Here is a 12,207-nt window from a genome sequence, read left to right as displayed (position 1 = left end):
CGTGCTCGCGGAAGGACCCCTCCATGACGACTGTGGCCGGTAAAGCCGGAGAATCCGGCAAACAAGGCCTCGGCTCGGTCGCGGCCAGACTCGAACGGCTGCCGCACTCCCGCTGGCACGTCAAGGTGCGCTTCCTCATCGGCGCCGTGACGTTCTTCGAGGCCTTCGACCAGCTCCTGGCCGCCTCCGCCCTGCCCGTCCTCATGAAGGACTGGCACCTCAGTACGGGGCAGGCGACCTTCGCGGTCACCTCGGGCTCCGTCGGCATGCTGCTCGGCGCGCTGGTCGCTGGGTGGCTGGGGGACCGGATCGGCCGGGTGCGCACGGTGGCCCTGGGCGTAGCGATCACCGGCCTCGCCAGCCTCGCCGTCGCCATGGCGAACGGGATCGAGCTGTTCTCGCTCTTCCGCTTCGTCCAGGGGCTCGGCATCGGCGGCGTCGTCCCGGTCGCGGCCACGTACATCAATGAGATCTCCCGCTCCGACAAGCGCGGCCGCTTCGTCCTGCTCTACGAGATGATCTTCCCGGCCGGGCTCGCGTGCGCCAGCCTCGTCGCGGTGTGGGTCGTGCCGAACCTGGGCTGGCGCGCCATGTTCATCCTTGGCGCGCTGCCCGTCCTGATCGCCGTGGCGCTGCCCAAGCAGGTCGCCGAGTCGCCGCGCTGGCTGCTCTCCCAGGGGCGCACCGAGGAGGCCGAGCAGGCCATCGCCCGGATCGAGGCCGAGGTCGAGCGGGCCGTGGGCGAGCCGCTGCCGCAGCCCGGTGCCACGCTCGACGCGAAGGCGGCGCGCGGCCGCCTGCGGGACCTGTTCATCGGCCGCTACCGGCGCCGCACGGCCGTCCTGTCGGCCCTGTGGTTCGTGTCGTACTACGTCAACTACGGCATCGCCAGCTGGCTGCCGTCCCTGTACACGAAGAACTTCGGCCTCGACCTGACGACCTCGCTCGCCTACACGATGCTCGGCAACGTCACGGGTCTGCTCGGCACGTTCGTCGTCGCCATGCTCATCGACCGGGTCGGCCGACGCCCCGCCCTGGTCACCGGCCTCGCCGGCGCCGCCCTCGCCCTCGGCGTGCTGGCCATCGCGGGCGTCACCTCGGGACTCCAGGTCGCCCTGTTCGCCTCCTGCACCACGTTCTTCGTCTACGCGATCAACGCGAGCCTCTATCTCTACTCGCCCGAGCTGTACCCCACGGCCAACCGGGCGACAGGCGCGGCCTTCGGCGGCCTGTGGAACCGGCTCGGCGTCATCCTCGGCCCGATCACGGTCGGCGCGATCATCGGCTCCGGCGGCGGACTCGGCCTGGTCTTCGCGCAGTTGGCGGCCGTGGCGGTCGTGGGCGCGGTGATCGCCCTGTTCGCGGTGGAGACGAAGGGCAAGACGCTGGAGGAGCTCAACTCGTAACGGAGGAGCGGGATGTCGCGCGGCGCCGGGGCCAGGTGGCTCCGGCGCCGCCGCAGTTCTTTTCAGGGGTAGAATTTTCAGGGGCGTACGATTTCGCGTCCGCCCGTGGGAAGCGCGCGAGGGGACGGGGATGGCCGAGCGGAAGGCGAAGCGGCACGACGCCGTGACACAGATCGTGGCGGACTGGGCGCGTGAGCGGCCCGAGCTCGACACAGGACCGCTGGAGGTGCTGGCCCGGCTGCACCGCTCGTTCCTGCGCTACAACACCAAGCTCAACGCGTCGATCGAGCGGCACGGCCTGTCCGTCGCCGGGTTCGACGTGCTGACCGCGCTGCGCCGCGCCGGCAAGCCCTACCGGCTCACCGCCGGGCAGCTCGCCGACTCCGGGCTGGTCTCATCCGCCGGGGTCACCCTGCGGATGGACCGCCTGGAGAAGGACGGCCTGATAATCCGCGAGCGGGACGCCGAGGACCGCCGCGTCGTCTACTCCCGGCTCACCGACGAGGGGCTCGCCATGGTCGACGAGGTCTTCGCCGACCACCTGGCCAACGAGGAACGGATGCTCGCCGGCATCTCCCCGGCAGAACGCCGCCAACTGGCGCGACTGCTGGGCAAGTTGGAGGTCTCGATCCTGGACGCGGACGACCCGTCAAGCCCGCTCTGAGGACGAGAGCCCGCGGGGGCCGGGGCAGAGCCCCGCGACCGCAACCCCGTCGCAGGGCACCAGAAAGGGGCGGCACCCCCCGTGGGAGCCGCCCCTTCGTCACGCCGCGCAGGCCCTACTTCTTGTCGAGCAGATCCTGCACCCTGGACCGAACATCATCCGTGTCCAGGCCACGAATCGTCAGCGTCGTACGACGACGCAGCACGTCGTCCTGGGTCTCGGCCCACTCATGATCGCGGGCGTACACGACCTGCGCCCAGATCTCCGGCGCGTCCGGGTGCACGCGCTCGCCGAGCTCCGGGTTCTCGTTGGCGAGCCGGGCGATGTCGAAGGACAGCGAACCGTAGTGCGTCGCCAGGTGCTTGGCGGTGTCGGCGCCCATCCGCGGACCGGGCGCCGGGCTGTCCACCAGGAGCCGGTGCGCGACGGCGCGCGGGTTGGCGACACCCGGCAGCGGCAGCTTCTTCGGCAGCGAGTCGATCGGCTCGTAGTCGTCGCCGAGCGGGTGGCCGGGCAGCGACTCCAGCTTCTGCATGACCGTGCGGCCGATGTGCCGGAACGTCGTCCACTTGCCGCCCGAGACGGACAGCATGCCGCCCTTGCCCTCGTTGACGACCGTCTCGCGCTTGGCCTTCGACGTGTCGCCGGGGCCACCGGGAAGCACGCGCAGACCCGCGAAGGAGTACGTCATCAGGTCCCGCTTCAGCTGCTGGTCGCGAACAGAGAAGGCAGCCTCGTCCAGGATCTGGTCGACGTCCTTCTCGGTGACCGAGACGTCCGCGGGGTCACCCTCGTACTCCTCGTCGGTCGTGCCGAGCAGCAGCATGTCCTCCCAGGGGAGGGCAAAGGTGATGCGGTACTTGTCGATGGGGGTCGCGAGCGCGGCCTTCCACGGCGAGGTCCGCTTCATGACCAGGTGCGCGCCCTTGGACAGGCGGATGGAAGGCGCCGAGTTCGGGTCCTCCATCTTGCGCAGGTGGTCGACCCAGGGACCCGTCGCGTTCAGCACCAGGCGGGCGTTGACCCCGAACTCGTCACCGCTCGTGCGGTCCTTGAGGTCGGCGCCGGTGACCCGGCCGTTCGTGAAGCGAAGACCGGTGACCTCGGAGTGGTTGAGGACGACGGCGCCGGCGTCGACGGCTGCGCGGACCGTCATCAGTGCCATCCGCGCGTCGTTCATCTGGTCGTCGCCGTAGACGGCGACCGCCTTGAGGTTGTCGGTCCGCAGCTCGGGAACGTCCTGCTGCGCCTTCGCCGGGCTCAGGAGATGCCCGACGCCGTCGCCGAACGCGGACAGCGCGCTGTACGCGAAGACACCGGCGCCCAGCTTGGCCGCGCCGTGCGGGCCGCCCTTGTAGACGGGCAGGTAGAAGGTGAGGGGGTTGGCGAGGTGCGGGGCCACATTGCGGGACACCGCACGCCGCTCGAAGTGGTTCTCCGCGACCAGCTTCACCGCACCGGTCTGCAAGTAGCGCAGACCGCCGTGGAGCAGCTTCGAGGACGCGGAGGACGTGGCGCCGGCGAAGTCGCCGGCGTCGACCAGGGCCACCCTGAGACCGGACTGCGCCGCATGCCAGGCAGTGGAGATGCCCAGGATGCCGCCGCCGATGACCAGGAGGTCGTACGTCGCCTTGGAAAGCTGCTCGCGGGTCTCGGCGCGGCTCGGGTTGGAGCCGGCGACCGGGTGCGTTCCGAGGGCAGGCACGGACTGCAGGGTGGACTGGGTACTCATGGTGGGGTGTTACTCCTCGACAGAGCTGTCTTCGAGCCAGCCCATGGACCGCTCCACGGCCTTGAGCCAGCTCTTGTACTCACGGTCGCGGGTGTCCGCGTCCATGCGGGGGGTCCACTCGGCGGCCCGGCGCCAGTTGGCGCGGAGCTCGTCGGTGCTGGACCAGAAGCCGACGGCGAGACCGGCGGCGTAAGCGGCGCCGAGGCAGGTCGTCTCGGCGACCATCGGGCGCACCACCGGCGCGTCCAGGAAGTCCGAGAGGGTCTGCATCAGCAGGTTGTTGGAGGTCATGCCGCCGTCGACCTTGAGGGCCGTGAGCTCGACGCCGGAGTCCTTCGTCATGGCGTCGCTGATCTCACGGGTCTGCCAGGCCGTGGCCTCCAGGACGGCGCGCGCGATGTGCGCCTTGGTGACGTACCGGGTCAGACCGGTGATCACACCGCGGGCGTCGGGACGCCAGTACGGGGCGAACAGACCGGAGAAGGCCGGTACGAAGTACGCGCCGCCGTTGTCCTCGACCGACGACGCGAGCGTCTCGATCTCGGCGGCCGACTTGATGAGGCCCATCTGGTCGCGCATCCACTGCACCAGGGAGCCCGTGACGGCGATCGAGCCCTCGAGCGCGTAGACCGGCTTCTGGTCGCCGATCTGGTAGCCGACCGTGGTCAGCAGGCCGGAGTACGAGTTGATGGCCTTGTCCGCGGTGTTCATCAGCATGAAGGTGCCGGTGCCGTACGTGGACTTGGCCTCGCCCTCGGCGAAACAGGTCTGGCCGAACAGGGCCGCCTGCTGGTCGCCGAGCGCCGAGGCGACCGGGATGCCGCCGAGCAGGTCGCCCAGCTTGCCGCCGGTGACCTCGCCGTAGACCTCGGCGGAGGAGCGGATCTCCGGCAGCATCGACATCGGGACGCCGATGGAGGAGCAGATCCGCTCGTCCCACTGCATCTCGTGCAGGTTCATCAGCATCGTGCGGGAGGCGTTGGTGACGTCGGTGTAGTGCTTGCCGCCGTTGACACCGCCCGTCAGGTTCCAGATGACCCAGGAGTCCATGGTGCCGAAGAGGATGTCGCCGCGCTCCGCGCGCTCGCGCAGGCCCTCGACGTTGTCGAGCAGCCAGCGGGCCTTGGGGCCGGCGAAGTACGAGGCCAGCGGCAGACCGGTCTCGCGGCGGAAGCGGTCCTGGCCCACGTTGCGCCCGAGCTCCTTGCACAGGGCGTCGGTGCGGGTGTCCTGCCAGACGATGGCGTTGTGGACGGGCTCGCCGGTGTTCTTGTCCCAGAGCAGCGTCGTCTCGCGCTGGTTGGTGATGCCGATGGCCTTGATGTCGTCGCGGGTGATACCGGCCTTGGTGACGGCCGCGGCGACGACCTCCTCGACGTTGGTCCAGATCTCGTTCGCGTCGTGCTCGACCCAGCCCGGCTTCGGGAAGATCTGCTCGTGCTCCTTCTGGTCGACGGAGACGATCCGGCCGTCCTTGTCGAACACGATGCAGCGGCTGGACGTGGTGCCCTGGTCGATCGCCGCGATGAACGGGCCTGTGGTGTGTGCGTCGGTCACGGTGTGCTCCTCGTCGTACGTGAAATGGTCGGTTTCGGCGGCGTCGCTCAGAACAGCTGGTAGATGGCGCCCGCGAGGGCACCACCGATGAGCGGACCGGCCACCGGGACCCAGGCGTACGACCAGTCCGAACCGCCCTTGTTGGGCAGCGGGAGCAGCGCGTGCACGATGCGCGGACCGAGGTCGCGGACCGGGTTGATGGCGTAGCCGGTGGGGCCACCGAGGGAGAGACCGATACCCACCACGACGAGCGCGGTGATCAGGGCGCCGAGCACACCGAGGCCGTTGCCCTCGGCGTTCAGGCCCTGCGTGAGGATCGCCAGGACGAGCACGACCGTGGCGATGATCTCCGTGACGAGGTTCTGCAGCATGTTCCGGATCTCGGGACCCGTGGAGAAGACGCCGAGCACGGGGCCGGCCTCGGGCGCGGCCTTCGGGTCGACGAGGCCTTCGTCGTCCGCGGAGCCGTTGTGCGCGGCGAGGACCTCGCGGTCGGTCAGGTGGGCGTGGAACTGCCCGTAGTACGCGAGCCAGACCAGGACCGCGCCGATCATGGCGCCGAAGAGCTGGGAGACCACGTAGAGCGGTACGTCGCTCCACTTGGTGCCGCCCTCGATGGCGAGGCCGAGAGTGACCGCGGGGTTGAGGTGAGCGCCGGAGACGCCGCCGGCCAGGTAGGCACCGGTCAGGACCGCGAAGCCCCAGCCGAACGCGATGGCGACCCAGCCGGCCTCGAACGCCTTGGAGCGCTTGAACGTGACGGCGGCACAGACGCCACCGCCCAACAGGGTGAGTATGGCGGTACCGATGGTCTCGCCGATGAAGATGTCGTGGCTGGACACCCGCGACTCCTTTGTCCTTCGTCCAGTGGAAACCCGAGTGACGAACCTCCCGGGTCCCTTTCCGGTGGTCCGAGACCCTCAGGCGAGGGTCGGGTCCGGTCTGGCCTGTTCACACTCTAACGCGTATTGCCGGTAGGTGTTCGACAATGCCGACCGATGGACGCGAGTCTCGCTCCGTGGCTCCTGGCTCGTCAAGGGATCTTTTATCGAATGCGCGATCGTTATTGATCGCCTGCGGTTATCACCCATCGGGGCCGGTGGGCGTCCAACGATGGTCACTCGGATCGTTGCGGTCTGCACCTTGAGCCCTGCCCGCCGCGGCTCAGAAGCGACTGGCTCCCAGATCGCGGGAGACGGCGCGGGCGCAGTCGCGTACGGCGGCGATCAGCTCGGGGCGCAGCTCCTCCGGCCGGCCGTCCTTGCAGACGCGCTCCACGGCGCCGGTGACGCCCACCGCGCCCACCGGCATCCGGTGCCGGTCGTGGATCGGGGCCGCGACCGAGGCCACGCCCTCCCAGGTCTCCTCGACGTCGGCGGCGTACCCGCGCGCACGCGTGAGGTCGAACACCGCCTCCAGCTCGCCGGGCTCGCACACCGTGTGCGCCGTGAAGCCCTTGCGCTCGGCCTCCAGGGCCTCGCTGTGCGCCACCGGGTCGTACGCGGAGAGCACCTTGCCCAGGGCCGTGGAGTGCAGCGGGTGCATCGCGCCGACCTCCAGGACCTGCCGGCTGTCGTCGGGCCGGAAGACGTGATGCACGATCAGCACGCCCTGCTGGTGCAGCACGCCGAGGTAGACCGCCTCGCCGCTGGAGCGGGCCAGGTCGTCCGTCCACACCAGGGCGCGCGCCCGCAGTTCGTGCACGTCCAGGTAGCTGTTGCCCAGGCGCAGCAGTTCGGCGCCCAGCTGGTAGCGCCCCGAGGCGGAGTCCTGCTCCACGAAGCCCTCGGCCTGCAGCGTGCGCAGGATGCCGTGGGCCGTGCCCTTGGCGAGGCCGAGCGAGGCGGCGATGTCCGAGAGGCCGAGCCGCCGCTCACCGCCCGCGAGCAACCGGAGCATGGCCGCGGCCCGTTCGAGCGACTGGATGTTGCGTGCCATCGCAGTCCCTTCCTCCCTCGGTTCTTCTCGCTGACAGGTCGCTGGCCGGAGTCGCCAAGCAACGTTCGGCAATGCTGAACAGTATCGGTCGATGCCGACCTCCGGCGAGCGCGCCGTGCGCCAATATTTCCATCGGCTGCTTCCGGCCACGACACGCGCACGCCGTTCCGGCTCGTGGACCTCCCTACGACAGGACCATCGTCCCCGTTACCCTGACCGGGTGCGCCTCCAGGGAGTGGAGCCGCAAAGCCGACAGCCGTCGCACCTCTGGGAGAACTTTCATGGCCTCGTTGCCAACGCCCGCATCCGATCCCCGCGCCCGTGTGGACGCCCTCCGAGAAGCCCTCGCCACCCGCGTCGTGGTGGCCGACGGAGCGATGGGCACCATGCTGCAGGCGCAGGACCCGACCCTCGAGGACTTCGAGAACCTCGAGGGCTGCAACGAGATCCTCAACCTCACCCGCCCCGACATCGTGCGCTCCGTGCACGAGGAGTACTACGCCGTGGGCGTGGACTGCGTCGAGACGAACACGTTCGGCGCGAACCACACGGCGGCGACCGAGTACGACATCGCCGACCGCATCCACGAGCTGTCCGAGTCCGGCGCCCGCCTCGCGCGCGAGGTCGCCGACGAGTTCGCCGCCAAGGACGGCAGGACCCGCTGGGTGCTCGGCTCCATCGGCCCCGGCACGAAGCTGCCCTCGCTCGGCCACATCGACTACGCCACGATCCGTGACGGCTACCAGAAGAACGCCGAGGGCCTGCTCGCGGGCGGCGCCGACGCACTGATCGTCGAGACCACGCAGGACCTGCTCCAGACCAAGTCCAGCCTCATCGGTGCCCGCCGGGCCATGGACGCGCTCGGCGTCTCCGTCCCGCTGGTGTGCTCGCTCGCCTTCGAGGCGACCGGCGTGATGCTGCTCGGCTCCGAGATCGGCGCCGCGCTCACCGCCCTCGAACCGCTCGGCATCGACCTCATCGGCCTCAACTGCTCCACGGGCCCCGCCGAGATGAGCGAGCACTTGCGCTATCTCGCCCGCCACTCGGCGACGCCGCTGATGTGCATGCCCAACGCGGGCCTGCCCGTCCTCACCAGCGACGGCGCGCACTTCCCGCTGACCCCGCCGGAGATGGCCGACGCCCACGAGACGTTCGTCCGCGACTTCGGCCTCCAGCTGATCGGCGGCTGCTGCGGCTCGACGCCCGAGCACCTGCGCCAGGTCGTCGAGCGCGTCCGCGACACCGTGCCCACTGAGCGCACCCCGCAGCCCGAGCCGGGCGCCGCCTCGCTCTACCAGACGGTGCCGTTCCGCCAGGACACCGCGTACATGGCGATCGGCGAGCGCACGAACGCCAACGGCTCGAAGAAGTTCCGCGAGGCCATGCTGGAGGCCCGCTGGGACGACTGCGTGGAGATGGCACGCGACCAGATCCGCGAGGGCGCGCACATGCTCGACCTGTGCGTCGACTACGTGGGCCGCGACGGCGTCGCCGACATGCAGGAGCTGGCGGGGCGCTTCGCCACCGCCTCCACCCTGCCCATCGTCCTGGACTCGACCGAAGTCCCCGTCATCCGGGCCGGGTTGGAGAAGCTCGGCGGCCGCGCGGTCATCAACTCCGTGAACTACGAGGACGGGGACGGCCCCGAGTCCCGCTTCGCGAAGGTCACCAAGCTGGCCCAGGAGCACGGCGCCGCGCTGATCGCGCTGACCATCGACGAGGAGGGCCAGGCCCGCACCCCCGAGCACAAGGTCCAGATCGCCGAGCGGCTCATCGACGACCTCACCGGGAACTGGGGCATCCGTGAGTCGGACATCCTCATCGACTGCCTGACGTTCACGATCTGCACGGGCCAGGAGGAGTCCCGGGGGGACGGCGTCGCCACCATCGAGGCGATCCGCGAGCTCAAGCGCCGCCACCCCGACGTACAGACGACGCTGGGCCTGTCGAACATCTCGTTCGGCCTCAACCCGGCAGCCCGCATCCTCCTCAACTCGGTCTTCCTCGACGAGTGCGTGAAGGCGGGCCTGGACTCGGCGATCGTGCACGCCTCCAAGATCCTGCCGATCGCCCGGTTCGACGAGGAGCAGGTCACCACCGCCCTCGACCTGATCTACGACCGCCGCGCCGAGGGCTACGACCCGCTGCAGAAGCTGATGGCGCTCTTCGAGGGCGCCACCACGAAGTCCCTCAAGGCCGGACGGGCCGAGGAGCTGGCGGCCCTTCCGCTGGACGAGCGCCTGCAGCGGCGCATCATCGACGGCGAGAAGAACGGCCTGGAGGCCGACCTCGAAGAAGCGCTGCAGACCCGGCCCGCCCTCGACATCGTCAACGACACGCTCCTGGAGGGCATGAAGGTCGTCGGCGAACTGTTCGGTTCCGGCCAGATGCAGCTGCCGTTCGTGCTCCAGTCCGCCGAGGTCATGAAGATCGCGGTGGCCTACCTGGAGCCGCACATGGAGAAGTCCGACTCGGAGGGCAAGGGCACCATCGTCCTCGCCACCGTCCGCGGCGACGTCCACGACATCGGCAAGAACCTCGTCGACATCATCCTCTCCAACAACGGCTACAACGTGGTCAACCTGGGCATCAAGCAGCCCGTCTCCGCGATCCTCGACGCGGCCGCGGAGCACCGGGCCGACGTCATCGGCATGTCCGGGCTCCTGGTCAAGTCGACCGTGATCATGAAGGAGAACCTGGAGGAGCTCAACCAGCGCAAGATGGCCGCGGACTTCCCGGTGATCCTCGGTGGCGCCGCTCTCACCCGCGCGTACGTCGAGCAGGACCTGCACGAGATCTACGAGGGCGAAGTCCGCTACGCCCGCGACGCGTTCGAGGGTCTGCGCCTCATGGACGCGCTCATCGCGGTCAAGCGCGGCGTGCCCGGCGCGGTTCTGCCGGAGCTCAAGCAGCGCCGCGTCCCGAAGCGGGACGTGGTGGTCGAGGAGACGCCCGACGAGGGCCCCGTGCGCTCCGACGTCGCCGTCGACAACCGGGTCCCCGAGCCGCCGTTCTGGGGCACCCGCGTCATCAAGGGCATCCAGCTCAAGGAGTACGCGTCCTGGCTCGACGAGGGCGCCCTCTTCAAGGGCCAGTGGGGCCTGCGCCAGGCCCGTACCGGTGACGGCCCCTCGTACGAGGAGCTGGTGGAGTCCGAGGGCCGGCCGCGGCTGCGCGGCTGGCTCGACAAGCTGCACACGGACAACATGCTCGAAGCGGCCGTCGTGCACGGCTACTTCCCGTGCGTGTCCAAGGGCGAGGACCTGATCATCCTGGACGACGCGGGCAACGAGCGGACCCGGTTCACCTTCCCGCGCCAGCGCCGCGGCCGCCGCCTGTGCCTCGCGGACTACTTCCGCCCGGAGGAGTCCGGCGAGACCGACGTGGTCGGCCTTCAGGTCGTCACCGTCGGATCGAGGATCGGCGAGGAGACGGCGAAGCTGTTCGCGTCCGACTCCTACCGCGACTACCTCGAACTGCACGGACTGTCCGTGCAGTTGGCGGAGGCCCTCGCCGAGTACTGGCACGCGCGCGTGCGCGGCGAACTCGGCTTCGCCGGCGAGGACCCGGACGCGATGGCGGACATGTTCGACCTGAAGTACCGGGGCGCCCGCTTCTCCCTCGGCTACGGCGCCTGCCCGAACCTGGAGGACCGCGCGAAGATCGCCGACCTCCTGGAGCCGGAGCGGATCGGCGTCCAGCTCAGCGAGGAGTTCCAGCTCCACCCCGAGCAGTCCACCGACGCGATCGTCATCCACCACCCCGAGGCGAAGTACTTCAACGCGCGGTAATCGGCCGTAGTCGTACACTGGTCGGTCCAGCGCAGGCCGGTTGCCCTTGAGCTCGAAAAGGGGGCAACCGGCCTCTTCGTCCCTCATGGAGGTGTACGGATGACCAGTACGGTCCCCGCACTCGGTACCCGAACGGCCGAAGGCTCCACCCTTCAGGCCGTGCTCCTCGACATGGACGGAACCCTCGTCGACACCGAGGGATTCTGGTGGGACGCCGAGATGGCCGTCTTCGCCGAACTCGGCCACACCCTCAACGACGCCTGGCGCCATGTCGTCGTCGGCGGGCCCATGACCCGCAGCGCCGGCTTCCTCATCGAGGCCACCGGCGCCGACATCACGGTGCCCGAGGTGACCGTGCTGCTCAACGAAGCCTTCGAGAAGCGCATCAGCAACTCCCTGCCGCTGATGCCCGGGGCCGCGAGACTCCTCGCCGAACTCGCCGCGCACGACGTGCCCGCGGCGCTCGTCTCCGCCTCCCACCGGCGCATCATCGACCGCGTCCTGCACTCGCTCGGAGCCGACAACTTCCGCCTCACCGTCGCCGGTGACGAGGTCTCACGCACCAAACCGCACCCCGACCCCTACCTCCTCGCCGCCGCGGGGCTCGGCGCCGAACCGGGGCGCTGCGCCGTCATCGAGGACACCGCCACCGGCGTCACATCGGCCGAGGCGGCGGGCTGCCAGGTCGTCGCCGTGCCGTCCGTGTCGCCGATCGAGCCCGCGCCCCGGCGCACCGTCGTCCGCTCCCTGGAGCACGTCAACGTGCCTTTTCTGCAAGGACTCATGACGTCCTGAAGTCCGCGGGAGTGGCTGAATCGGTACGCCGGACAAGCTCGTTGAGGGTGTGACGTTTCCCACTCCCGCGAGGGTCGACAGCTCGTCGGGTGCATGCTGCATGACCGGTTTGTGTGCAGCGTGGGGTGCCCTTGTGTCCCGATTGGCCACCCCATGCGACGAACCTTCCTCCTGAGGTGTTTTCGGTGCGTCCACGCCTGATTCCACAGCGTGATGAGAGCTCCGATCCCGCGCCCGCGAACCGCGGCGGCACGCCCATTAATGTCGTCGCGAGAACATCGCCGTACCCTCCCGTCGCCCACGCGTCCCACCCCATACGCCGGG

8 protein-coding genes are annotated in these 12,207 nt (G+C 69.6%); 4 read left to right on the top strand and 4 right to left on the bottom strand.

What is annotated here, in order from left to right; translation table 11 throughout:
- Positions 1 to 23: 23 nt before the first annotated feature.
- Both ACFYWS_RS22835 and ACFYWS_RS22830 read left to right on the top strand, forming a co-directional pair.
- Positions 24 to 1,406: an MFS transporter gene (locus ACFYWS_RS22835; protein WP_389279461.1), complete on the top strand. Its 1,383-nt coding sequence runs from the start codon at positions 24 to 26 to the stop codon at positions 1,404 to 1,406.
- 130 nt (positions 1,407 to 1,536) lie between these two features.
- Positions 1,537 to 2,070 (top strand): MarR family winged helix-turn-helix transcriptional regulator, encoded by a 534-nt coding sequence (locus ACFYWS_RS22830; RefSeq protein ID WP_389279459.1) that lies wholly within the window; start codon positions 1,537 to 1,539, stop codon positions 2,068 to 2,070.
- 115 nt (positions 2,071 to 2,185) lie between these two features.
- Here ACFYWS_RS22830 and ACFYWS_RS22825 read toward each other — a convergent pair whose 3' ends face one another.
- From ACFYWS_RS22825 to ACFYWS_RS22810, 4 genes are all read right to left on the bottom strand, one after another.
- Positions 2,186 to 3,802 (bottom strand): FAD-dependent oxidoreductase, encoded by a 1,617-nt coding sequence (locus ACFYWS_RS22825; RefSeq protein WP_389279457.1) that lies wholly within the window; start codon positions 3,800 to 3,802, stop codon positions 2,186 to 2,188.
- 9 nt (positions 3,803 to 3,811) lie between these two features.
- On the bottom strand, positions 3,812 to 5,359 hold the full coding sequence (glpK, locus tag ACFYWS_RS22820) for a glycerol kinase GlpK (RefSeq protein WP_389279455.1): 1,548 nt from the start codon (positions 5,357 to 5,359) through the stop codon (positions 3,812 to 3,814).
- A gap of 47 nt (positions 5,360 to 5,406) precedes the next feature.
- Positions 5,407 to 6,201: an MIP/aquaporin family protein gene (locus tag ACFYWS_RS22815; RefSeq protein WP_389279453.1), complete on the bottom strand. Its 795-nt coding sequence runs from the start codon at positions 6,199 to 6,201 to the stop codon at positions 5,407 to 5,409.
- A gap of 322 nt (positions 6,202 to 6,523) precedes the next feature.
- Positions 6,524 to 7,297, bottom strand: a complete 774-nt coding sequence (locus tag ACFYWS_RS22810; protein WP_389279451.1) for an IclR family transcriptional regulator — start codon at positions 7,295 to 7,297, stop codon at positions 6,524 to 6,526.
- A 281-nt stretch (positions 7,298 to 7,578) separates the two neighbouring features.
- On the opposite strand from ACFYWS_RS22810, the gene metH reads away from it, so the two are divergent.
- Together metH and ACFYWS_RS22800 are read left to right on the top strand one after the other, a co-directional pair.
- Positions 7,579 to 11,088, top strand: a complete 3,510-nt coding sequence (gene metH / locus ACFYWS_RS22805) for a methionine synthase (RefSeq protein WP_389279449.1) — start codon at positions 7,579 to 7,581, stop codon at positions 11,086 to 11,088.
- 99 nt (positions 11,089 to 11,187) lie between these two features.
- Positions 11,188 to 11,883, top strand: coding sequence for an HAD family hydrolase (locus ACFYWS_RS22800; protein ID WP_389279447.1), 696 nt, complete (start codon positions 11,188 to 11,190; stop codon positions 11,881 to 11,883).
- Positions 11,884 to 12,207: the final 324 nt, after the last annotated feature.

Origin of the sequence: Streptomyces sp. NPDC002795, assembly GCF_042888725.1 — a bacterium.
In the GTDB taxonomy this organism is placed as follows: Bacteria; Actinomycetota; Actinomycetes; order Streptomycetales; family Streptomycetaceae; genus Streptomyces.
The sequence above is the reverse complement of the archived record's forward strand: the minus strand, read 5'-3'. Positions and strand labels throughout refer to the sequence as shown.

Coding starts and splice junctions, on each gene's coding strand:
- ACFYWS_RS22835 (WP_389279461.1), top strand. CDS start 24: ATGACGACTGTGGCCGGTAAAGCCGGAGAATCCGGCAAACAAGGCCTC.
- ACFYWS_RS22830 (WP_389279459.1), top strand. CDS start 1,537: ATGGCCGAGCGGAAGGCGAAGCGGCACGACGCCGTGACACAGATCGTG.
- ACFYWS_RS22825 (WP_389279457.1), bottom strand. CDS start 3,802: ATGAGTACCCAGTCCACCCTGCAGTCCGTGCCTGCCCTCGGAACGCAC.
- ACFYWS_RS22810 (WP_389279451.1), bottom strand. CDS start 7,297: ATGGCACGCAACATCCAGTCGCTCGAACGGGCCGCGGCCATGCTCCGG.
- metH (WP_389279449.1), top strand. CDS start 7,579: ATGGCCTCGTTGCCAACGCCCGCATCCGATCCCCGCGCCCGTGTGGAC.
- ACFYWS_RS22800 (WP_389279447.1), top strand. CDS start 11,188: ATGACCAGTACGGTCCCCGCACTCGGTACCCGAACGGCCGAAGGCTCC.